This window comes from Pseudomonas sp. PGPPP1 (assembly GCF_002255865.1).
GTDB lineage: Bacteria > Pseudomonadota > Gammaproteobacteria > Pseudomonadales > Pseudomonadaceae > Aquipseudomonas > Aquipseudomonas cremoris.
In genome coordinates, this window is record NZ_NKIG01000015.1 from 93,257 (window position 1) to 116,653 (window position 23,397).

A 23,397-nucleotide genomic window follows, 5' to 3' on the forward strand; every position below is an offset into this window, starting at 1 on the left:
CTCATTCTAGCGCCGACGACCGCTGATGCGTACCCAACCATCGCGGTTGGCGATCGGGTCCAGCTCGAAATCCTTGGCGTAGGCAGCGGCCACGTCTTCACCTTGCTCGGCGAGGATGCCCGACAGCGCCAGGCGGCCGCCCGGCTTGACCAGGCTCGATAGTTGCGGTGCCAGGGACACTAGCGGCCCGGCGAGGATGTTCGCCACCAGCACGTCGGCCTGCACCTGGGGCAGTTGCTCCGGCAGGTAGAGTGGGAATTTGGCTTCAGGAATGTTGTTGCGTCCGGCGTTATCGCGGGAAGCTTCCAGAGCTTGCACGTCGATATCGGTACCGACTGCTTCTTTGGCGCCTAGCAGCAGGGCAGCAATCGCGAGGATCCCCGAGCCGCAACCGAAGTCCAGCACGTGGCTGTCGGTCAGGTCCTGGCCGTCCAGCCATTCCAGGCACAGGGCGGTGGTGGGGTGGGTGCCGGTGCCGAACGCCAGGCCTGGGTCCAGTAACAGGTTGACCGCGTCAGGCTCGGGCGCTGCGTGCCAGCTCGGCACGATCCACAGGCGCTGGCCGAAACGCATTGGCTGGAAGTTGTCCATCCAGCTGCGTTCCCAGTCCTGGTCTTCGATCACTTCGCTGTGATGCTCTGGCAGCGGGCCGCCGGTGAGCAGTTCCATGTGGGCCAGGACGCTGGCGGCATCGGTGCCGTCTTCGAATAGGGCCAACAAATGGGTATGGGACCACAGCGGGGTGGTGTTGAGTTCGGGTTCGAAGATCGGTTGGTCTTCGGCGTCCATGAAGGTCACCGATACAGCACCCACTTCGAGGAAAGCGTCTTCGTAGGTTTCGGCTTGTTCTGGGCTGATGGCGAGACGGACTTGCAGCCAAGGCATGGCGGGCACCTTTGAAAAAATTGAATGTGCGACGGGTAGGTCGCGAAAGGGCGCAAGTTTACGCGAGCGGCGGGAGGGGTGTACACATAACAAATGTGGGAGCGGGCTTGCTCGCGAATGCGCTGTGTCAGTGAATAATATCTTAGCTGATGCACCGCATTCGCGAGCAAGCCCGCTCCCACAGGGGGAAGGCATCCATCCAACAAAGTCAGTGCCGCACAAACAACAAAACCGCCCGAAGGCGGCTTTGTTGGGTGGAGCACTTACTGGTTGGCCAGCTTGTGTTCCAGGTAGTGAATGTTCACACCACCTTCGCAGAAGCCTTCATCACGGACCAGGTCCCGGTGCAGCGGGATGTTGGTCTTGATGCCGTCGACCACGATTTCGTCCAGGGCGTTACGCATGCGGGCCATGGCCTCGTCACGGGTAGCGCCCCAGGTGATCAGCTTGCCGATCAGCGAGTCGTAGTTGGACGGAACCTTGTAGCCGCTGTACAGGTGCGAATCGACGCGAACGCCGTTGCCGCCCGGAGCATGGAAATGCTTGACCAGGCCTGGACTTGGGATAAAGGTTTTCGGGTCTTCGGCGTTGATGCGGCACTCCAGAGAGTGGCCGTGCATCTTCACGTCGTCCTGGGTGAAGGACAGCGGGTTGCCAGCGGCGATGCTCAGCATCTCCTTGACGATGTCGATACCGGTGACCATCTCCGAAACCGGGTGCTCTACTTGCACACGAGTGTTCATCTCGATGAAGTAGAAACGACCGTTCTCGTAGAGGAACTCAAAGGTACCGGCGCCACGGTAGTTGATGTCGATGCACGCCTTGACGCAGCGAGCCAGTACTTCGGCGCGTGCTTTTTCGTCCAGGCCCGGTGCCGGTGCTTCTTCCAGTACCTTCTGGTGACGACGTTGCAGCGAGCAATCGCGGTCGCCCAGGTGGATGGCGTGGCCTTGGCCGTCGGACAGTACTTGCACTTCCACGTGACGTGGGTTGGTCAGGTACTTTTCCAGGTAGACCATCGGGTTGCCAAACCAGGCACCCGCTTCGGAGCGCGTCTGCTTGGCCGCTTCGATCAGGTCTTCTTCCTTGTGCACAACGCGCATGCCGCGACCACCGCCGCCACCGGCGGCCTTGATGATCACCGGGTAACCGACTTCACGACCAATGCGCAGAGCGGTTTCCTCGTCTTCCGGCAGCGGGCCGTCGGAACCAGGAACGGTTGGTACGCCGGCCGCGATCATCGCGTCCTTGGCCGATACCTTGTCGCCCATCAGGCGAATGGTCTCGGCTTTCGGGCCGATGAAGGCAAAACCGGATTTTTCCACCTGTTCGGCGAAATCGGCGTTTTCCGCGAGGAAGCCGTAGCCCGGGTGGATGCCATCAGCGCCGGTCACTTCTGCGGCCGCGATGATGTTCGAGACTTTCAGGTACGAGTTCGTCGCCAGTGGCGGGCCGATGCAGATGCTTTCGTCCGCCAGTTTCACGTGCATCAATTCGGTATCGGCCGTCGAGTAAACAGCGACGGTCTTGATGCCCTCTTCCTTACAGGCGCGCAGGATCCGCAGCGCGATCTCGCCGCGGTTGGCGATCAGGACTTTTTGCAGTTTCTTCGCAGGTTTCAACATCGAAGGCGCTCCGCGGTTCAAACGATGGTGAACAGCGGCTGGTCGTACTCAACCGGCTGACCGTTTTCTACCAGGATGGATTCGATGACGCCGGCTTTTTCAGCGGTGATGTGGTTCATCATTTTCATCGCTTCAACGATGCAGATGGTGTCGCCCACTTTCACAGTCTTGCCGACTTCAACGAAGGCTGGCGAGGTCGGTGCCGGGGTACGGTAGAACGTACCGACCATTGGCGATTTGACCACGAAGCCGTTCAGCACTGGAGCAGCTGGTGCGGCTGGAGCAGCGGCGGCGGCAGGTGCAGCGGCCGGGGCAGCAGCAGGCGCCGGTGCTTGCATCTGTGGCGCGTAGAACTGTTGGGCCGGGGTCTTGCTGTGGCGGCTGATCCGGACGGACTCTTCGCCTTCCTTGATTTCCAGCTCGTCGATACCGGATTCTTCCAGCAGTTCGATCAGTTTCTTAACTTTACGGATATCCATGAATCATCAACTCCCAAGGGTCGGTCAGGGGCGCTTGGCCGGTTGTTCAAGTTGTTCCAGGGCGGCCTCCAGGGCCAGTCGGTAACCGCTGGCGCCAAGGCCGCAGATCACACCTACCGCTACATCGGAGAAGTAGGAGTGATGGCGGAAAGCTTCGCGTTTATGCACGTTCGATAAATGCACTTCGATGAATGGGATGCTCACCGCTAGCAGCGCGTCACGTAATGCAACACTTGTGTGCGTAAAAGCGGCGGGATTGATCAGGATGAAGTCCACACCTTCGCCGCGCGCGGCGTGGATGCGATCAATCAATTCGTACTCGGCATTGCTTTGCAGGTAGAGCAGATGGTGGCCAGCTTCACGAGCCCGTCGCTCCAGATCAAGGTTGATCTGATCCAGGGTCACAGCCCCGTAGACGCCCGGTTCGCGGGTGCCGAGCAGGTTCAGGTTGGGTCCGTGAAGAACCAGTAGGGTCGCCATCGGCTGTTCCTTGTTATTGATGGGAGTACGGCAGAACCCGGCGACTATGCCGCAAAGCCTTTGTGACTGTCCAGTTCTATGCAGTAGGCAGCACGATTAGCGAGGATTGCGCAAAATTTGTGACTGGTGGTCGAGATCTGGTCATTGGTAATACGCCCTTGAATCCCGTGGAGATCAAATGTGGGAGGGGGCTTGCTCCCGATAGCGGTGGATCAGTTACAGGTGCTGAGACTGACACACCGCAATCGGGAGCAAGCCCCCTCCCAGATGTTGATCTTCATTTGATTTTGGATCTGCATGGGGCAGGTCAGACGCGGAACGCCTGCACCGCCGTATTGAGCTGCCCACCCAGTACCAACAGTTGCTCGCCCTGGCTTCGGCCTTGGCCGATGCGCAGCAAATTATCCTCACCCAGCTGATGAATTCGCTCACTGTTATCGCGAATCTCGCTCACCGCACCACTCTGCTGCGCCGTCACATCGGCAATCCGCACAGCGGTGTCGGAAATGGTCTGGATTGCCCCGACGATTTCATCCAGTGCGCCGTCAGCCGCTTGAGCTTGCTGGGCGGTGGCTTCGGCGTGTTCGACCTGGGCGCGCATGCCCTCCACTGACTGGTGGGCGGCGTTTTGCAGGCCGGTGATCAAACCCTGGATTTCGGCGGTGGCGCCGGCGGTGCGCTGGGCGAGGGTACGTACTTCGTCCGCGACCACAGCAAATCCACGTCCGGCCTCCCCGGCGCGGGCGGCTTCGATGGCGGCGTTGAGTGCCAGCAAGTTGGTCTGGTCGGCAATCGAGCGAATAACGGTGAGCACGCCGCCGATGGTGGCGGACTCTTCAGCAAGTTTCTCGATCATCTGCGCGTTTTGCTGCACTTCGCCGACCAACGCATGCAAACCGGTCAGGCTCAGGCCGATCACCCGCTGGCCTTGTTCCACCGCCTGGCCCGCGCTGCGGCTGGCGCTGGCGGCTTGGCTCGCATCGCCGGCGACCTGTTGGATGGTCGCTTCGAGTTCGCCCAGGGAGTCGCGGATTTGCGCCGTGTCGCCCGCTTGGCGTTCAGCGCCGTCATGCAGGCCGCTGCTCAGTTCGGCGAGGGCGCGGCTGCTGCCGGCCACTTCTTCGGCATTGCCGCGAATGGTGCCCACCAAGTCCACCAAGTAAGCGCGCAAACGGTTCAGAGAGGCTTCGATGTCGCGCAGTTCGCGGTTGGTCTTGCCCAGTGCGATCGGCTGGCTGAAGTTGCCTTCGGCCCAGGTGGATAGGGCGGGTGCCAGATTGGTCAGCACCCGTGCCAAGCGGCGTTGCAGGGTGTCGATCAACAGCGCGATCAGCAGGATCAGGCCGATCATCACCCCTTGCATCAGGCGTACTTCGCCTTGGATGAGCCCATGTTGTGCGCGCACGACAGGTTCAAGCCCAGCGATGGCCTGTTGCACGGCGTTGATCTTCTGGTGGGTGCTGGCGGCCAGGTCGGCGCGTTGCTGGATCTGTTCGCGGGTGCGCTTGAGTTCGGCGGGGTAGCGGGTCAGCAGGCTGTTGAGCTCGCGCTTGAGGTCGACGCCGGTGTCCTGGGCTTCGGTTTTTTCGGTGTTTTCCAGGCCCATCAAGGCGGAAAAATCATCGGTGTTGGATTCGCTGCTGGCTTTGACGCCAAGCAATGGCAGTTGCCCCAGTACGTCGGCTTGGGCGCGAATATTGGCGACTTCGCGCTCAACATCATCGGCCAACTCCGCGCGCCCGCTGCTCACCAGCTTGTCGCGGGCCAGGGACAACCTGCCCAGGTGCTGGGACGCGGTCAGCAGTGGCGGCAAGTAGCGTGCGGCTTCAGGGGAATTGACGCTGATGGCGTACTGGCTCAACTGGTCCAGATTGGCGCCCAATTCGCGCTCTGCTTGCAGCAGCAACGCTTGTGGGTCGCCGGCCAGCTTGCCGGCGGCCAGCAAGTCGGTCTTGCTGAATGCATCCAGGGCCACCAGGCTGGGGCGCAGGTTCTGCGCCAGATCAGCGGGCAATTCATCCAGATGTTGCAGCAGGTTTTCCAGGCTTTGGCTGGCGCTGCTCAGGCGCAGGGCGTCGCCGCTCGCCAGGTACTCGTCGATATTGCGCGCAGCTTGGTTTTGGAACGTCTGGGACAACCCCAGGTAGCGCTCCATCAGCAAATACGGCCGTTCAAGCGCCCGCTGCGACCACCACAGCGTCGCCCCAAGTGCCAGGCACACGGCCACCAGAAGAAGGGTATTGAGATTGGTCAGCAGCTTCAGGCGCATGCGTGGTTTCAACCGACAGCAAAAGGTAAGTGCCTGAAGTTATTGCGTTTTCATTACAGCGTTATGACGGAATCAGTGGATTCCGGTGAAAAGGTGGCACTTTGCTTTGATGCGCGCGCGGCTTGCACACGGTTGCGTCCGGCATGCTTGGCGCGATACAGCGCCTCGTCGGCCTGGGCGGCCATCATCAGGCTGTCGGAGCCGTCGCACAACTCAACCAGCCCGGCGCTGAAAGTGCACCACAAGTCCTGGGGTTGTGCCGGATAGTGAATTTCGGCAAAGCGCCCGCGGATTTCATCCAGCACCTTGCAGGCCGACTCCAGGTCGGTGTCGGGCATCACGATGGCGAATTCTTCACCGCCGTAGCGCCCGATGTAGTCGGTCTTGCGCAAACGCTGCTTGAGAAACAGCGCCAGGCTCTTGATCACGCGGTCGCCCATCGGGTGGCCGTGACTGTCATTCACGCGCTTGAAGTGGTCGATGTCGAGCATGGCAAAGCTCAGCGGCTTGTTCTCGCGGCGCGCGCGGAAGCTGCAGTCTTCGAGCAATTGCAGGATATGGGTGTGGTTGTACAGCCCGGTCAGGCTGTCGCGCACCATTCGCGCCTTGAGGTGGCGGGCGCGGGCGGCGCGGTTGCGCACGGTGGTGATCAGGTGGCGCGGTTTGATCGGCTTGGTGAGGAAGTCGTCACCGCCTTCGCTCATCGCATCCAATTGCTTGTCGAGGTCGTCTTCGGCCGACAAGTAAATGATCGGCACGCTCACATAGCGGTCGTTATGGCGGATCACCTTGGCCAGTTCGGTGCCGGTGCAGGCGGGCATGTACATGTCGAGGATGATCAGGTCGGGCTGGAAGTCCGCCAGTTCCGCCATGGCCTGGATCGGCTCAATCAAGGTGCGGGTGACGATCCCGGCGCTGTTGAGTAAGCGCTCGGTGTGCAGCGCCTGGGCGCGCGAGTCATCGATGATCAGCACTTTATAGGGCTCGTACTGGGCGACGCAGGTCAGCACTTCGATTTTTTCCAGCAGGCTGGAGGCTTCCAGTGTGCCGGTCAAAAACTCCTGGCCACCGGCGCGCACGGCGGCCAGGCGGGTCGGGGTATCGGTTTCGTGCAGGCTGAAAAATAACAGCGGCAGCTTTTGCTCCAGGCCTTCCTGGGCTTCGGCAGCGAGCTTGAGGCCCAGGCCTGGGCCGCAGAAATCCACGTCCATCACGATTGCCGACGGCAGGCGCTCAGCCATGGACGCGCGAAACGCTGCCACGCTGTCCAGGGATTGGGCGCTCATACCAAAAAATTCCAGCTGCTTGGCCAGGCGCTCAGCGCGGTCGTGATCGGCCAGCATCACGTAGATCGGCTTGCGCATCGGCGGCAGGAAGGTTTGTTCCAACTGGTCGCCCTGGCGCAGGCCGGTGCGGGACAGGCGCTGCATCAAGCGGTTGAGTTCGGTGATCAGTTGGCTGCTCAGGCGGCCACGATTTTCATCCACAGCTTTGAGTGATTCACCGATGTTGCGTGCCAACTGGCCGTGTTCGGGTTGCTCAAAACGCTCAGCGAAGCGCAGCAGGCGCAGGTTGGCCTCACTGAGTTCTGAGAGGTCGGCGCCTGACCATTCGCTGCGTTGCAGGCGCTGCCAGATCTCAAGAATTTGACGTGCCTGATGAATTACCCGCTGGGCAAAATGCTGCTTGAGACGCTCACGGCTGGGGTCTTCTGGCTCGGTCATATCCTGACTACTAGTAAGGGTGCATGCTGAGGTCGAACTGATGGCTCTATGCTAGCACCTCTTGTCAGCGGGATGAGTGTCATATGTCAATTAACTGCATGTCGGCGATATTCAGTTAATGACCTAACAGTCGCACAGCGTAAAACGCGTGCATCCTTTATAGTCGAATGCTTCCCGCGCGCCAGTTTGGTGAAAAGCCCCGCATGGGCGGGCACGATGGGGTAGGGTTGTGGTCGGAGTGTTTGAACGCACGCCGTCAATTCAAGTGCATGAACTCAAGTGATTGAAAGGATATCGCCATGCTGGACTGGAAAAACCGCGCAGGCAGTGCCAAAGGCCCCGCCCCTGAGCCAAAGTCGGCCAACCGCAGCTATTTTCGTACCCTGCTGATGAGTCGGGCGCTGCTTAGCGTGCTTGGCTTGTACCTGTTGGTCACAGGTGCCCTTGGTTGGTACTGGAGCGAAGAGCCGGCGCTGTTCCCGGTCCAGCAGAACGCGCAAATTGCTGCCGAGAAAGAAGGCAAGCAGATGGTGGTGGGCTATACCACCGTCGAAACCCTCAAGACCGTGGTCGGCACCTTGCTGAACAAGCCAGGTGGCTATATTTCCAACGACCGTTTCCCGCCGGGCCTGTGGATGGACAACATGCCGAGCTGGGAATACGGCGTGCTGGTGCAAGTGCGCGACCTGACCCGTGCCTTGCGTAAAGATTTCGCCCGTTCCCAGTCGCAGTCGGCTGAAGACGCCGACTTGGCGAAGGCCGAGCCGCGCTTCAACTTCGACAACAAGAGCTGGGTGCTGCCATCGAGCGAGTCGGAGTATCAGGAAGGCATCAACTCCCTGAACCGCTATGAAGCGCGCCTGTCCGACCCCAACCAACGCGGCGCACTGTTCTATTCGCGTGCCGACAACCTGAACAACTGGCTGGGTGATGTTGCTACCCGTCTGGGTTCGTTGTCCCAACGCCTGTCGGCCAGCGTGGGCCGGGTCAAATTGAACACCGCACTGAAAACCGAAGCCCTGGCACCGGGTGAAGTGCCGCAGGTCGACGAAGAAGTGGTGGAAACCCCATGGATGCAGATCGACAACGTGTTCTACGAAGCCCGTGGCCAGGCATGGGCACTGTCCCATCTGCTGCGCGCTATCGAAGTTGACTTCGCCGACGTACTGGCCAAGAAAAACGCCACGGTCAGCGTGCGCCAGATCATCCGTGAGCTGGAAGCCTCCCAAGAACCTGTCTGGAGCCCGATGATCCTCAACGGCAGCGGCTTCGGCGTACTGGCGAACCACTCGCTGGTGATGGCCAACTACATCTCGCGGGCCAACGCTGCGGTGATTGATCTGCGTCAGTTGCTTAACCAGGGTTGATGATGGACGCTTCTCAACAGGAGGCCGCGCACCGTGCGGCTTCCGATGCTGAACTGATTTGCTGGGTCGACGAGCAGGACAACCTGCTCGGCACCCTCGTCAGGTCCGACCTTCGCCAGCGCGGCCTGATTGGCCGCTGCACGTTTATCTTCCTGTTCAACTCTGCCGGCGAGCTGTGTGTGCACCGGCGTACCCTGAGCAAAGCCATGTACCCAGGATTTTGGGATACGGCGGCCGGCGGCATGGTGGCGGCCGGGGAAGAGTACGCCGACTCTGCAGCGCGTGAGCTGGAGGAAGAACTGGGTGTGGGCGGGGTGGAATTGGTCGAGCATGATCATTTCTACTTCGAGGACGGTAACAACCGGCTCTGGTGCAGATCCTATTCCGCCGTGTGGGATGGCCCCCTGCGGTTGCAGCCCGAAGAAGTCATGGAAGCGCGCTTTTTGCCCATCGAAATTGTCCTGCAGGAGGCCGAACAAAAGCCCTACTGCCCGGACGCACAAGAGGGCTTGCGCCGCTATCTGGCCTCGCGTCGCTAAAGTTGCATAAATTGGCGCCATTTGGCCCTTAGCAAGTCGGCCTTTTGCCGTTACACTGCGCGACTTTTCACCCGAGCCACCTTGGCGGTTCGGTAGCGCTGCCCCTGCCTGAGTGGGGCTTCGCGGTCGGTCGTGCTTGAGCGCGCCGATCAGTCTTCATCCTCCCAAGAGGATTGCCGGTGGCCAAAAAAGCCGCATCCTTCGCCGCCCTTGGTGGCCTGGTATTTTCCACCGATGCAGGTCGACACTGCCCGGACTGTCGTCAGCCCGTGGATTCGTGTACCTGCAAACAGACCCTGATCCCTGAAGGCGACGGTATTGCCCGCGTGAGACGCGAGAGCAAGGGCCGTGGCGGCAAGACGGTGACGACTATCACCGGCGTGCCCCTGGCTGAAGATGCGCTCAAGGAACTGGCTACCACGCTGAAAAAGCGTTGTGGCACCGGTGGCGCGTTGAAAGACGGCGTCATCGAGATCCAGGGCGATCACGTCGAACTGCTGTTGGCCGAGCTGATCAAGCTCGGTTACAAGGCCAAGAAGTCCGGCGGCTGACAGCCTCTTCCCAACCTGTGTCTAAACTCTGTCCTGCGAGTGGGGTCTACCTTCCTTACAGGCAAATCGTCATTTTCATTCTTTAGACTGCGCCAGCCTCCCTGAGAGGTGGCGCCTTCGCCTTCATTTATAGGGGACTTCGATGTCCGTACGACGCACACGCAAAGACGATGGCAGCCAATGGACAGTTGCGGACAGCCGCAGTGTTTACGGGATCCGCCATTGGGGGGCCGGGTATTTCGCGATCAATGACGCCGGTCGCGTTGAAGTCCGTCCGAACGGCCCGAACAGCACGCCTGTCGATCTCTTCGAGCAAGTCGACCAGTTGCGCAAAAGCGGCCTGTCGTTACCGTTGCTGGTGCGCTTCCCTGACATCCTGCAAGACCGTGTACGCCAGTTGACCGGCGCCTTCGACGCCAACATCGAGCGCCTTGAATACCAGAGCAAGTACACCGCGCTGTACCCGATCAAAGTGAACCAGCAGGAAGCGGTGATCGAGAACATCATCGCCACTCAGGACGTGTCTATCGGCCTTGAAGCCGGCTCCAAGCCTGAGCTGCTGGCCGTACTGGCCCTGGCGCCGAAGGGCGGCACCATCGTCTGCAACGGTTACAAAGACCGTGAGTTCATCCGCCTTGCGCTGATGGGCCAGAAGCTCGGTCACAACGTGTTTATCGTGATCGAGAAAGAATCCGAAGTCGGCCTGGTGATCGAAGAGGCTGCCAACCTCAAGGTCAAGCCACAGGTTGGCCTGCGTGTGCGCTTGTCGTCCCTGGCGTCGAGCAAATGGGCAGACACCGGTGGCGAGAAGTCCAAGTTCGGTTTGTCGGCGGCGCAGCTGTTGTCCGTGGTTGAGCGCTTCCGCGCGGCCGGGCTGGACCAGGGCATTCGCCTGCTGCACTTCCACATGGGTTCGCAGATCGCCAACCTGGCCGATTACCAGCACGGGTTCAAGGAAGCCATTCGTTACTACGGCGAACTGCGCAACCTCGGCCTGCCGGTGGACCACATCGACGTGGGCGGCGGCCTGGGCGTCGACTACGACGGTACCCACTCGCGTAACGCCAGCTCGATCAACTACGACATGGACGACTACGCCGGCGTGGTCGTGGGCATGCTCAAGGAGTTCTGCGACGCGCAGAGCCTGCCGCACCCGAATATCTTCTCCGAAAGCGGTCGTTCCCTGACTGCTCACCACGCCATGCTGGTGGTGCAGGTGACCGACGTCGAGAAACACAACGACGAAATCCCGGTCATCGAAAACAAGGAAAGCCTGCCGGAAACCGTGCAATGGCTGGTGGACCTGCTGGGTCCGACCGATATCGAGATGGTCACCGAAACCTACTGGCGCGCCACTCACTACATGAGCGACGTGGCCACCCAGTACGCCGACGGCAAACTGACCCTGGCCGAAAAAGCCCTGGCCGAACAGTGCTACTTCGCGGTGTGCCGCCGTCTGCACAACTCGCTCAAAGCCCGCCAGCGCTCGCACCGCCAAGTGCTGGACGAACTCAACGACAAGCTGGCCGACAAGTACATCTGCAACTTCTCGGTATTCCAGAGCCTGCCGGACACCTGGGCCATCGGCCAGGTACTGCCGATCCTGCCGCTGCACCGTCTCGACGAAGAGCCGCTGCGCCGCGCCGTGCTGCAAGACCTGACCTGCGACTCCGACGGCAAGATCAAGCAGTACGTCGACGAGCAGAGCATCGAGACCAGCTTGCCGGTACACGCCCTGAACGAAGGTGAAGACTACCTGTTGGGTATCTTCCTGGTCGGCGCCTATCAGGAAATCCTGGGCGACATGCACAACCTGTTCGGTGACACCGATTCGGTGAACATCTACCAGCGTGAAGACGGTTCGGTGTACAGCGCCGGGATCGAGACACACGACACCATCGAAGACATGCTGCGCTACGTGCACTTGTCGCCGGAGGAGTTGATGACTCACTACCGTGACAAGTGCGCCAGCGCGAAGATCTCCGCCAGCGAACGTACCCAGTTCCTCGACGCCTTGCGCCTGGGCCTGACGCGCTCTTCGTACCTTTCCTCGTAAGCACAGGCGACACAGATCCAGTGTGGGAAGGGGCTTGCCCCCTCCCATAGCTGGGCCTCGTTTGGCAGCACCTTCTTCGTGGGGGTCAATGATGTCGAGCAAATACCTGCAAGCGTTTACCCTGGCCTTCGCCGCCTTTCTGGCAGCCTGCTCCCCAATAAAAGTGCTCAACGCACTCACCCCCAACAGTACCTTTACCAAGACTTCAGCCATTGCCTACGGCGATGATCCCCGCCAGAAACTCGATATATACCGAGCCGTTCCTGCCGTGCCCAACGCTCCCGTAGTGGTGTTCTTTTACGGCGGCAGCTGGAACAGCGGATCCAAGGACGACTACAGCTTCGTCGGCGAAGCCCTGGCTTCAAGGGGCATCGTGGTGGTGATCGCCGATTACCGGCTGTACCCGCAAGTGCGTTACCCCGCCTTTCTTCAGGACGGCGCCAAAGCGGTGGCCTGGACGTATGACCACGCCGCTGAATATGGCGCCGATCCCCAGCAGCTTTATGTGATGGGCCATAGCTCCGGCGCCTACAACGCCTCGATGCTGGCGCTGGATGGGCTTTGGCTAAAAGAAGTGGGCTTGGCGCCGTCGATCTTCAAGGGATGGATTGGCCTGGCCGGGCCTTATGACTTCCTGCCGATTGAAAACCAGGACGTGCGCCCGGTGTTCTTCTTCCCCGATTCACCGCCGGAGTCGCAGCCGATCAACCACGTCAGCCGTGACGCGCCGCCGACGCTGCTGATGGCCTCGACCGACGACAACTTGGTCAACCCGACGCGCAATACCGCAGGGCTGGCGAAAAAATTGCGCGAGGCGGGTGTGCCGGTCGAGGCGTTCTACTTCACCAGGACCAACCACGCGACGTTAGTGGCGTCTTTCGCCAAACCGTTGCGCTGGCTGGCGCCAGTGTTGAACCAAGTGACAGCGTTTATCCAAGCCACTGATCCCGCTGGTTCAAGCGCCAGGCTATCGCCCACAAAGTGAGGCTGCGCAGGGCCATGAACAGCAGAAAGGTTATCCACAACCCATGGTTGCCCAGGCCCTGCAACGCCCAGGCAAACGGCAGTGTCAGCAATACCGTCAGTAGCATCCCATTGCGCATTTCTCGCGCGCGGGTGGCGCCGATAAACAGACCGTCCAGCAGGTAACTCCACACCGCAATCAGTGGCAGCAGCGCCAGGTAAGGCAGGTAGGTGTCAGCGGTGTCGCGCACGCTGGGGATATCGGTCTGCATGGCGATAAACAGGTGCCCGGCAAAGCTGAACAGCAGCGCAAACCCGACGCTGGCGATCAGCGACCAGCCACCGGCGACCACCAATGAGCGGTGCAGCGACTGGCGGTCGCGGGCGCCGATGGCGTGGCCGCAGAGGGCTTCGACCGCGTGGGCCAGACCGTCCAGCGCATGCGCCGTCAGCAGCAGGCCGTTAAGCAGCAAGGCATTGGCAGCAACGGTGGCATCCCCCAGCCGCGCGCCTTGCACCGTGATCATGAAAAACACCGATTGCAGCGCCAGGCTGCGGATAAAGATGTCGCGGTTGACGGCCAGCAATGGGCGCCAGCTTTGCCACACTTTCAACGCGGCCCAAGCGATATGGCCTGGATAGGCGCGCAGGGCCTTTTGTGTGAGCGCCAGGCCGAGCAGGGCGCCGGTCCATTCGGCGATGACCGACGCTCTCGCCGACCCGACGACCCCCCAATCCAAACCGAGTACGAACCACAGGTTGAGAGCGATATTCACCAGGTTAGTGGTCAGCAGAATTGCCAGCGGCGCACGGGCGTTCTGTGTGCCGAGGAACCAGCCGACCAGCGCATAAGTGGCCAGGGCTGCGGGCAGGCCGAACAGGCGCGTGTGGAAGAAGTCGCGGGTGAGCTGATTCAGCTCGGGGGAGGGCTGCATCCATTCCAGGGCGAGGTGGCTCAGGGGGATGCCCACGGTGCCCAGCAGCATCGCCAGCCCCAGTGCCAGCAACAGACCTTGCAGCAGGATTTGCCGCAGTGCCGCCCCGTCATTGCGCCCTGCAGCCTGCGCGGCAAAACCGGTGGAGCCCATGCGCAGAAAACCCATGGCCCACGCGAGAAAGGTATACAGGCTGGCCCCGACGGCCACGGCGCCCAGTTGATGGGCATGGGGCAGGTGGCCGATGACCATGCTGTCGACCAGGGCTACCAGCGGCACCGAGATGTTCGACAGAATCATTGGCGCGGCAAGGGCCCAGACGCGTCGATGGGTAGGGCGGTGGCGCCAGTCGGTGAGTAAGGTGGGCATGCAGGCTCCTTGGGGGAGCGGCATTGTAACCGTCCAGTAGCTACGCAGCAGAACCAATGTGGGAGGGGGCTTGCCCCCGATAGCAATAGATCAGCCAGCCTATCTGTAGCTGACCCACTGCTGTCGGGAGCAAGCCCCCTCCCACAGTTTGATCTCCAGTGGGTGTGGGAACTGGCTTGGCTTGAGCCGATCGAGAACCAAACCACCCTCCGTCGGTCAATGTGACCAGCGCCACATCGGCTTCGCCGGCACTGATATATAGTTCACCCCTCGGTTCCCTCTGACTACGAGTGCCCCATGCTTAACAAAGGATTGTTCCTGGCCTGCGCGCTGGCTCTGCTGAGCGCCTGCGATTCCTCCGATAAACCGGCTACGCCGCCCGCACCTACAGTGGCGGCAGCGCCGAAACCGGCCAAGGCGGCGGTGGATGTACCAGCGCTCAAGCAGCGCTACGCCGGGCGTGAGTTGAGCGTGGTGGACGTGTCCGAGGTTCAGTTGGACGGGGCCAGCACCTTGTCGGTGAGTTTTTCCATTCCCTTGGACCCCGATCAGAAATTCGCCGACAAGCTCCATCTGGTGGACAGCAAGTCGGGCAAGGTCGATGGCGCCTGGGAGCTCTCGGATAACCTGATGGAGCTGCGCCTGCGCCACCTTGAGCCGCAACGCAAACTGGTGCTGACGGTAGACGCCGGTGTAAAGGCGGTCAACGACAGCACGCTCGCCGCCGAGTACATCGCCCGCCTGGAAACCCGTGACCTGCAAGCCACTGTCGGCTTTGCCAGCCGTGGCACCTTGCTGCCGACGCGCCTCGCTGAGGGCCTGCCGGTGATCGCGCTGAACGTCGACAAAATCGACGTTGAATTCTTCCGCATCAAGCCTGAATCCCTACCGTCATTCCTGGCGCAGTGGGGGCGCAACACCAGCCTGCAAAGTTATGAATCCCGCGAACTGCTGCCGCTGGCGGATCTGGTCTACGGCGGCCGTTTCGACCTCAACCCGGCGCGCAACACCCGAGAAACCCTGTTGCTGCCGATCGCCGGCCTTAAGCAATTGCAACAACCGGGCGTGTACCTGGCGGTAATGCGCGCGTCGGGCACCTACAACTATTCGCAACCGGCGACGCTGTTCACCCTGAGTGATATCGGGCTGTCGGTGCACCGCTATGCCAATCGCCTGGATGTGTTTACCCAGGCGCTGGAAGGCGGCAAGGCGCTCGATGGCGTGGACCTGGAAGTGCTCGATGCCGATGGCCGCGTGTTGGGCCAGGGCAAGACCGAGAAGGGCGGCCACGCTGAGTTGCCGTTGCCGAAAAAGGCCCAGGTCTTGCTCGCCAAGCAGGGCGAACAGACCAGCCTGTTGCGCCTCGACAGCGCCGCGCTGGACCTTGCCGAGTTCGACATCGGCGGCCAACCCTCGCACCCGTTGCAGTTTTTTGTGTTCGGCCCACGCGACCTGTATCGCCCCGGCGAAACCGTGCTGCTCAACGCCCTGCTGCGCGACAAGGACGGCAACGCCGTCAAGCCGCAACCGGTGAGCGTCGAGGTACGTCGCCCGGATGAACAGGTCAGCCGCAAATTCGTGTGGGATGCTGACGCATCCGGCCTGTATCAATATCAACTGCAACTGGCCGGCGAAGCACCGACCGGGCGCTGGCAGTTGGTGTTCGACCTGGGTGACGGTAAACCGCAGCTGTATGAATTCCTCGTCGAAGACTTCCTGCCCGAGCGCCTGGCGTTGGAACTCAAGGGCAGCGACACGGCGCTGAGCCCGGCGGATAACCCGGTCATCCAGGTTAACGGTCGTTACCTGTACGGCGCGCCTGCGTCGGGTAATCGGGTCAGCGGGCAAGTGTATGTGCGGCCGCTGCGCGAAGCGGTCAAGTCGCTCCCTGGTTATCAGTTCGGCTCGGTCACCGAAGAAGAACTGAGCCAGGATTTCGAACTGGACGAAAGCGTCCTCGACGCCAAGGGCCAGGAAAAACTGACCCTCGAAAGCAAATGGGCCGAAGCTAAATCCCCCTTGCAACTGATCGTGCAGGCCAGCCTGCAAGAGTCGGGCGGTCGGCCGATCACCCGTCGCCTGGTGCAACCGATCTGGCCGGCCGAGCAACTGCCGGGCCTGCGCGGGCTGTTTGACGGCACCGAAACCAATGGTGATGGCCCGGCGGAATTCGAAGTGCTGCTGGCCGATCAGGACGGGCAGAAACTCGCTGCGCAAAACCTCAAGGTGCGCCTGGTGCGCGAGCGCCGCGACTATTACTGGAACTACTCCGACAATGACGGCTGGAGTTACCACTACAACGAGAAATTCCTCAACCTCGACGAACAAACCCTGAATATCAAGGCCGGCGACACCGCCAAGGTCAGCTTCCAAGTGGAGTGGGGGCCGTACCGCGTCGAAGTCGAAGACCCGCAGACCGGGCTGATCAGCAGTCTGCGTTTCTGGGCCGGTTATCAGGCCCAGGACAACACCGAAGGCGGCGCCGTACGGCCCGATCAGGTCAAGCTGGCGCTGGATAAACCGGCCTATGGCGACGGCGACACCGCCAACGTCACCGTGACGCCGCCCGCTGCCGGTAAAGGCTACTTGCTGGTGGAGTCCGCCGAAGGACCGCTGTGGTGGCAGGAAATCGACGTACCGGCCGAGGGCAAAAGCTTCGCCGTGAAGCTTGACCCGAAATGGTCGCGCCACGACCTGTACGTGAGCGCCTTGGTGATTCGCCCCGGCGAGCGCAAAGCCAACATCACCCCCAAACGCGCAGTGGGCCTGCTGCATCTGCCGCTCGATCGCACCCAGCGCAAGCTTGGCGTGACCCTCAGCGCGCCGGAAAAAATGCGCCCCAAACAACCGCTGACGGTGAAGATCTCCGCCAAAAATGCCGACGGCAGCGTGCCGAAACAGGTGCATGTGCTGGTGGCAGCCGTGGACGTGGGCATCCTCAATATCACCGAGTATCCGACGCCCGATCCGTACTCCAGCCTCTTCGGCCGCAAGGCCTATGGCGTGGACCAATTCGACATCTACGGCCAGTTGATCGAAGCCGGGCAGGGCCGTTTGGCCAGCCTGGCCTTTGGTGGTGACGCCGCGCTGGCCAAAGGCGGCAAGCGCCCGGACACCAGCGTGACCATCGTCGCCCTGCAAAGCGCGCCGGTGACGTTGAACGACAAAGGCGAGGGTGAAGTCAGCGTCAATATCCCCGACTTCAACGGCGAGTTGCGCCTGATGGCCCAAGCCTGGAGCGATGACCGTTACGGCATGGCCGAAGCCAAGACCGTGATTGCCGCACCGCTGATTGCTGAACTGTCAGCGCCGCGCTTCCTCGCCGGCGGTGACCAGACCACCTTGGCCTTGGACCTGTCGAACCTGTCGGGCAAGGCGCAGAAACTCGATGTGCAATTGAGCGCCGAGGGGCAGTTGGAATTGGTCAACACTGCCGCGCAGACCGTTGAGCTCAAGCAAGGCCAGCGCACCACCCTGCGCATCCCGGTGAAAGCCTGGGGCGGGTTGGGCAAAGGCAAGGTGAAAGTGACAGTCAACGGGCTGGATCTGCCGGGTGAAAACCTGCCGCCGTTCAGCCGTGAGTGGACCTTGGGCGTGCGTCCGGCCTATCCCGCGTTGCTCAAGCATTACCGCGCAGTGCTTAAAAGCGAACCCTGGAGTTTGCCAGCCGGCACCCTGGATCAGTTCGACACCTCCGGGCGCGAGGCGCTCTTGAGCCTGTCGAGCCGGCCGCCGCTGAACCTCGGCGCACAGATCTCGGCGCTCAAGGCTTACCCCTATGGTTGCCTGGAGCAAACCGCCAGCGGCCTGTACCCGTCGCTGTACGCTGACGATGCCTTGCTCAAGCGACTGAGCATCAAGGGCGAGCCGGATGCCGAGCGCAAGCGCAAGATCGAGCTGGGCATTGAACGCCTGCTGGGCATGCAGCGCTACAACGGCAGTTTTGGTTTGTGGGGCGCTGACGGTGAAGAGGAATATTGGCTGACGGCCTACGTCACCGACTTCCTGCTGCGCGCCCGCGACCAGGGTTTTGCCGTGCCGCCTGAAGCCTTGAAAAAGGCCAGCGAGCGCCTGCTGCGGTACGTGCAGGAGCGCAACCTGATCGAAGTCGACTACAGCGACAACGCCGAACACACACGCTTCGCCGTGCAGGCCTACGCCGGCATGGTGCTGGCGCGCAGTCAGCAGGCGCCACTGGGGGCGCTGCGCAGCATTTTCGAACGGCGCAGCGATGCGCGTTCCGGGTTGCCGCTGGTGCAGTTGGCCATTGCCTTGCAGAAGATGGGCGACCAGCCACGCGCGGACCAGGCCTTGCAGGCTGGCTTGGCAGCCCAACGTAGCGCCAAGGAATGGCTGGCCGACTACGGCAGCCCGCTGCGGGACCAAGCGATGATCCTGGCGTTGCTGGAAGAAAATGACTTGGCCAAGGGCAAGCGTGAGGAGCGTCTGTTCACGTTGTCGGATCAACTGGCTGCCAGTCCGTACCTGTCGACCCAGGAGCGCAATTCACTGTTTCTGGCGGGGCGGCTTGGGTTTGCCAAGCCTGAGGCGAACTGGCAAGTGTCCCTCACCGGCAGCGGCGGTGTGCACGAGTTGAACAACCAGCAGTCGACGTTGGCGCTGGAAGGCAACCTGCTGTCCAGCGACCTGAGCCTGAGCAATCAGGGCGAAACACCGGTGTACCAGCAACTGACGATCTCGGGTTACCCGCAAGTGCCCCCGGCACCGGGTGGCGACAACCTGAGCATCCGCCGCGAATACCTGGGCATGAACGGCCAGCCGCTGAACCTGCGCAACCTCAACAGCGGCGACCTGGTGCTGGTGCACTTGGCGGTCAGCGCCAAGCAGCGTGTACCGGATGCCTTGGTGGTCGACCTGCTGCCCGCGGGCCTGGAGCTGGAAAACCAGAACCTGGCCCAGAGTGCCGCCAGCTTGGAAAACGCCAGCAGCCAAGTGAAGGAATGGCGCGAGTCGATGCAGAATGCGGCGCTTAAGCATCAGGAGTTCCGCGATGATCGCTACGTGGCGGCGATCAACCTGGACGGCGATGGCACCACGCACCTGCTGTACCTGGCGCGTGCGGTGACTCCGGGCACCTATCGCGTGCCGCCTCCGCAAGTGGAGTCCATGTATCGACCGAACTGGCAGGCGGTGGGAGAGACCCCGGTGGACTTGGTCATTAAGGGTCGTTGAAGAAGCAATGTGGGAGGGGGCTTGCTCCCGAGAGCGGTGGGTCAGTTGCCAGATGCATTGACTGAAACACTGCTATCGGGAGCAAGCCCCCTCCCACAGGCGATTGCTGACCGTCCTGGCTTAGTGCACGACCCAACTAAGCAGCCAAAGGCCCAGCAGCAGCCAGATAATCCCCATGATGATCGACGCCCGCATAAACGCGCGTACTGCCGAGTACAGCAGCATCAGGCCGACGATCAGCGTGATGATGCTGATAATCGACGTATCCATGCCCAAGGTTCGGGACAGGCCTTCGACAAAGTTGCCCCCGGCATGAGTCAGGGCCCCGAATAATCCGCTGAGGCCGTCGACGATAAAACGGATGATGGAACCGAGCGCCTGGCCCAACCATTCGAAAAAGCTTTCTACCTGCATGTGCATGTCCTGATAAGAGGTGGGCGTGTCTGTGCCTTTGGTTGTTAATGCAACAGGCTAGTTCCCTACCAGCATAGAGGTTTGCCCGTTTGAATTTGCGTTTAGTTGCCCGCTGGACCCTGGCGACCCTTCTGTTGGTGATTGCCCTGCTGTGGCTGGCCGACCGCATCTGGCCGCTGCCCCTGCCCAAGGACGACTTGGCGCGGGTGGTGCTGGCCGAGGATGGCACACCCTTGTGGCGGTTTGCCGATGCCAATGGGGTGTGGCGCTACCCCGTGCAAACCGGTGAAGTCTCGCCGTATTACCTGGATGCCTTGCTCACCTACGAAGACCGCTGGTTCTACCAACACCCTGGCGTAAACCCGTTGGCGTTGGTGCGCGCGACGTGGCAGAACCTGACCGGCGCGCGGGTAGTGTCGGGCGGCAGCACCTTGTCGATGCAGGTCGCCCGTTTGCTCGACCCGCATTCGCGCACCTTCCATGGCAAGTTGCGTCAGCTGTGGCGCACGGCGCAGTTGGAGTGGCACCTGTCCAAGGAAGAGATCCTCAACCTCTACCTGAACCGCGCGCCGTTTGGCGGCACGTTGCAGGGCGTGGCGGCGGCCAGTTGGGCGTACCTGGGCAAATCCCCTGCGCAATTGACCCATGCCGAAGCGGCCTTGCTCGCGGTACTGCCACAGGCGCCGAGCCGCCTGCGTCCAGATCGGCATCCGCAGCGCGCCCAGGAGGCTCGGGACAAGGTCTTGCGCCGCCTCGCCGAGTTCCAGGTATGGCCGCAATCGGCGGTCGACGAAGCCCTTGAAGAACCGCTGCTACTTGCCCCGCGTCTGGAACCGAGCCTGGCGCCCTTGCTCGCTCGCCGCCTGAACCGCCCCGACAGCCCGCCGCTGATCCGCACGACCGTTGACGCCACCCTGCAACGCCGCCTCGAAGATCTGTTGCTGGGCTGGCGCGCGCGGCTGCCGGAGCACACTTCGGCGGCGATCCTGGTGGTGGAAGAGGAAACCATGGCGGTGCGGGCGTACCTGGGCTCGGTGGATATCAACGACGCCAAGCGCTTTGGCCATGTGGACATGATCAGCGCGCTGCGCTCGCCGGGCTCGACGTTGAAACCTTTTCTGTATGGCATGGCCCTGGATGATGGGTTGATTCACTCCGAATCGCTGTTGCAGGACGTGCCCCGGCGGTATGGCGATTATCGGCCGGGCAACTTCTCCATGGGGTTTACCGGCGCGGTGCCGGCGAGTACTGCGTTGTCCAGCTCCCTTAACCTACCAGCGGTGCAGTTGCTGGAAGCCTACGGGCCCAAGCGGTTTGCCGCCGAGATGCGCATCGGCGGTGTGCCCTTGGCATTGCCCGCGCTGGCCGAGCCGAACCTGGCGCTGATCCTGGGCGGCGCGGGCAGCCGTCTGGAAGATCTGGTGGGCGGTTACAGCGCCTTCGCCCGGGACGGCAAGAGCGCCTCTATCCGACTACAGCCGGACGACGCGCTGAGAGAGCGGCCAATGCTGTCGCCGGGCTCTGCCTGGATTGTGCGGCGCATCCTCAGTGGGCAAGCGCGGCCGGATCGCGACCCGCGTGCCGAGTTGGTGCAGCGCCCGGTGCTCGCCTGGAAAACCGGCACCAGCTATGGCTTTCGCGATGCCTGGGCGATTGGCGTGGGGCCGCGTTACCTGATTGGCGTGTGGATCGGCCGACCGGACGGCACGCCCGTGCCGGGCCAGTTCGGCTTGGCGTCAGCGGCGCCACTGATGTTGCAGGTGCACGACGTGTTGACCAACCGCGACAGCCAGCGCGGCATCAGCGCGCCAGTCAAACCGGTGCCGGCCAACGTCGGCGTGGCGGCGATCTGTTGGCCGCTGGGCCAGCCCATGAGTCGCAGCGATCCCAATTGCCGCCGCCAACGCTTCGCCTGGACCCTGGACAACACCACGCCGCCGACCTTGCAGGCGTTGGATCAACCGCTGAGTGTGGGGTTGATGGAAAGCGTCTGGGTCAATGCCAAGGGCTTGCGGGTCGATGCTCATTGCCCCGGCGCAGTCGCCAAGCCTATCGCCCTGTGGCCAGCACCGCTGGAACCTTGGCTGCCAAGGGCCGAACGCCGTGAAGCACGCATCCCAGCCGCCGACGCGGATTGCCCGCCGCCGGCGCTGGCCGCGTCTTCACCGTTGTCCATCGTCGGCGTGCGTGAAGGCGACCAATTGCGCCTGCCCGCCGCCAGCCAACAAGCCCTGCGTCTTAAAATCTCCGCCTTGGGCGGCAGTGGTCGACGGTGGTGGTTCCTTAATGGCGCGCCGTTGGGCGACAGCGCCAATCAGGACTTTATCAATGCCAGTTTCGAGCGACTGGGCCGCTATCAATTAAGCGTGCTCGATGAGGCGGGGCAGACGGCCAGGATTGAGTTCAGCGTGGTGGATTAACTTGCCTTCTCTGAATTTCCGCCGGAAGCTACACACCTTCAGGAGCCCCTCCCATGAACCTCGAACACCTCACCGAACGTCTGCACCGCATCCGCGATACCAACGACTGGAAGCAGTTCCACAGCCCCAAAAACCTGGCCATGGCTGCCAGCGTGGAAATGGCCGAGCTGGTGGAAATCTTCCAATGGCTGACCGAAGACCAATCTCGCCAGTTACCCGCTGACAAACTCGCCCACGCCGGCCAGGAAGTCGGCGATATCGTGCTGTACCTGCTGCTGTTGTGCAGTGAGCTGGGCCTGGACATGAATGAGGTGGTGCGCGCCAAACTGGCTGACAGCGAACGGCGGTTTGCCCATGAGTGATCGTCATTTCGACCAGTTGGCTACACGCTTTGCAGAGAAAATCTACGGCGGTGCCAAAGGCGCAATCCGCCTGGCGGTGCTTCAGGCCGACATGGCCGAAGCCCTGCCGGAACGCCCGTTGCGCGTGCTGGATATCGGCGCAGGCCTGGGGCATATGTCGCTGTGGTTGGCCGAGCGCGGCCACCTGGTGACCCTGGCCGAACCCGCCGAGCCGATGCTTGAGGGTGCGCGCCAACGCTTCGCCGAGGCCGGGCAAACGGCGACCTTTATCCAGGCGCCCTGGCAAGACCTGCTTGGCCAGCTCACCGAACCTTACGATCTGGTGCTGTGTCACGCGGTGCTGGAATGGCTGGCCGAACCCCATGCGATCCTGCCGGTGCTGCACCAGCTGACCGTGCCCGGTGGCTGGCTGTCCCTGGCGTTTTACAACCGTGATGCGCTGATTTATCGCAACCTGCTCAAAGGCCACTTCCGCAAAATGCGCAAGAACGACATGGCCGGCGAAAAGCAGAGCCTGACCCCGCAACAGCCCCTCGACCCCCGCGAATTAGCGGCGCAACTCGACGGGCTTTGGCAGGTCGAAAGCCAAAGTGGTGTGCGGGTTTTTCACGACTATATGCCGGTGGAATTCCAGGCCCGCGCGGATTTACAGGACCTTGTAGAGATGGAACTCGCTCACCGTCGTCACCCAAGCTTTGCCGGACTTGGGCGTTATTTGCACTGGATCTGCCGTCCGGTTTAAGCGGCCCAGCCTGCGGAGGTCGAA

16 protein-coding genes and 1 pseudogene are annotated in these 23,397 nt (G+C 61.8%); 9 read left to right on the plus strand and 8 right to left on the minus strand.

What is annotated here, in order from left to right; genetic code table 11:
* Positions 1 to 6: 6 nt before the first annotated feature.
* The 6 genes and pseudogenes from prmA to CFE47_RS17620 all read right to left on the minus strand — a co-directional run bounded on the left by prmA (position 7) and on the right by CFE47_RS17620 (position 7,462).
* Positions 7 to 885: a 50S ribosomal protein L11 methyltransferase gene (prmA, locus tag CFE47_RS17595; RefSeq protein WP_185712021.1), complete on the minus strand. Its 879-nt coding sequence runs from the start codon at positions 883 to 885 to the stop codon at positions 7 to 9.
* A gap of 263 nt (positions 886 to 1,148) precedes the next feature.
* On the minus strand, positions 1,149 to 2,510 hold the full coding sequence (gene accC, locus CFE47_RS17600; RefSeq protein WP_135291444.1) for an acetyl-CoA carboxylase biotin carboxylase subunit: 1,362 nt from the start codon (positions 2,508 to 2,510) through the stop codon (positions 1,149 to 1,151).
* Between the two features lie 17 nt (positions 2,511 to 2,527).
* Positions 2,528 to 2,989, minus strand: coding sequence for an acetyl-CoA carboxylase biotin carboxyl carrier protein (gene accB / locus CFE47_RS17605; RefSeq protein WP_116627258.1), 462 nt, complete (start codon positions 2,987 to 2,989; stop codon positions 2,528 to 2,530).
* Between the two features lie 24 nt (positions 2,990 to 3,013).
* On the minus strand, positions 3,014 to 3,469 hold the full coding sequence (gene aroQ, locus CFE47_RS17610; protein WP_010213488.1) for a type II 3-dehydroquinate dehydratase: 456 nt from the start codon (positions 3,467 to 3,469) through the stop codon (positions 3,014 to 3,016).
* 307 nt (positions 3,470 to 3,776) lie between these two features.
* Positions 3,777 to 4,292: pseudogene (locus CFE47_RS31790) on the minus strand (methyl-accepting chemotaxis protein); the annotation flags it as partial.
* 1,499 nt (positions 4,293 to 5,791) lie between these two features.
* Positions 5,792 to 7,462: a response regulator gene (locus CFE47_RS17620; protein WP_032887154.1), complete on the minus strand. Its 1,671-nt coding sequence runs from the start codon at positions 7,460 to 7,462 to the stop codon at positions 5,792 to 5,794.
* 299 nt (positions 7,463 to 7,761) lie between these two features.
* Here CFE47_RS17620 and CFE47_RS17625 point away from each other — a divergent pair, with 299 nt between their 5' ends.
* The 5 genes from CFE47_RS17625 (at position 7,762) to CFE47_RS17645 (ending at position 12,960) form a co-directional block, all read left to right on the plus strand.
* Positions 7,762 to 8,829 carry a DUF2333 family protein gene (locus CFE47_RS17625; protein WP_032887153.1) on the plus strand — a complete coding sequence of 356 codons (1,068 nt, stop codon included), beginning with the start codon at positions 7,762 to 7,764 and terminating at the stop codon, positions 8,827 to 8,829.
* 2 nt (positions 8,830 to 8,831) lie between these two features.
* Positions 8,832 to 9,368 carry an NUDIX hydrolase gene (locus tag CFE47_RS17630; RefSeq protein WP_032887152.1) on the plus strand — a complete coding sequence of 179 codons (537 nt, stop codon included), beginning with the start codon at positions 8,832 to 8,834 and terminating at the stop codon, positions 9,366 to 9,368.
* 179 nt (positions 9,369 to 9,547) lie between these two features.
* Positions 9,548 to 9,919, plus strand: a complete 372-nt coding sequence (locus CFE47_RS17635) for a translation initiation factor Sui1 (protein ID WP_005784408.1) — start codon at positions 9,548 to 9,550, stop codon at positions 9,917 to 9,919.
* A 142-nt stretch (positions 9,920 to 10,061) separates the two neighbouring features.
* Positions 10,062 to 11,975, plus strand: a complete 1,914-nt coding sequence (gene speA, locus CFE47_RS17640; RefSeq protein ID WP_032887150.1) for an arginine decarboxylase — start codon at positions 10,062 to 10,064, stop codon at positions 11,973 to 11,975.
* Between the two features lie 91 nt (positions 11,976 to 12,066).
* Positions 12,067 to 12,960, plus strand: a complete 894-nt coding sequence (locus CFE47_RS17645) for an alpha/beta hydrolase (protein ID WP_181644408.1) — start codon at positions 12,067 to 12,069, stop codon at positions 12,958 to 12,960.
* Here CFE47_RS17645 and CFE47_RS17650 read toward each other — a convergent pair.
* Entirely contained in the window at positions 12,905 to 14,242 is a 1,338-nt protein-coding gene (locus CFE47_RS17650; RefSeq protein ID WP_181644407.1) for an MATE family efflux transporter, read from the minus strand. The two genes, CFE47_RS17645 and CFE47_RS17650, sit on opposite strands and share 56 nt — an antisense overlap.
* 297 nt (positions 14,243 to 14,539) lie before the next feature.
* Here CFE47_RS17650 and CFE47_RS17655 point away from each other — a divergent pair, with 297 nt between their 5' ends.
* Positions 14,540 to 19,435 carry an alpha-2-macroglobulin gene (locus CFE47_RS17655; RefSeq protein ID WP_286838945.1) on the plus strand — a complete coding sequence of 1,632 codons (4,896 nt, stop codon included), beginning with the start codon at positions 14,540 to 14,542 and terminating at the stop codon, positions 19,433 to 19,435.
* A gap of 120 nt (positions 19,436 to 19,555) precedes the next feature.
* Here the strand turns inward: CFE47_RS17655 and CFE47_RS17660 are convergent, their stop codons facing one another.
* A complete protein-coding gene (locus CFE47_RS17660) occupies positions 19,556 to 19,849 on the minus strand; it encodes a hypothetical protein (protein WP_032887145.1) in 294 nt (97 codons plus the stop codon).
* A gap of 89 nt (positions 19,850 to 19,938) precedes the next feature.
* Here CFE47_RS17660 and pbpC point away from each other — a divergent pair, with 89 nt between their 5' ends.
* The 3 genes from pbpC to CFE47_RS17675 are packed head-to-tail and all read left to right on the plus strand — an operon-like array spanning position 19,939 to position 23,373.
* Entirely contained in the window at positions 19,939 to 22,269 is a 2,331-nt protein-coding gene (pbpC, locus tag CFE47_RS17665; protein WP_050442835.1) for a peptidoglycan glycosyltransferase PbpC, read from the plus strand.
* Between the two features lie 53 nt (positions 22,270 to 22,322).
* On the plus strand, positions 22,323 to 22,631 hold the full coding sequence (locus CFE47_RS17670) for a MazG-like family protein (RefSeq protein WP_003188211.1): 309 nt from the start codon (positions 22,323 to 22,325) through the stop codon (positions 22,629 to 22,631).
* Positions 22,624 to 23,373 (plus strand): methyltransferase domain-containing protein, encoded by a 750-nt coding sequence (locus tag CFE47_RS17675; RefSeq protein WP_181644405.1) that lies wholly within the window; start codon positions 22,624 to 22,626, stop codon positions 23,371 to 23,373. The genes CFE47_RS17670 and CFE47_RS17675 overlap by 8 nt, the downstream gene beginning before the upstream one ends.
* The last annotated feature ends 24 nt before the right edge of the window (positions 23,374 to 23,397 follow it).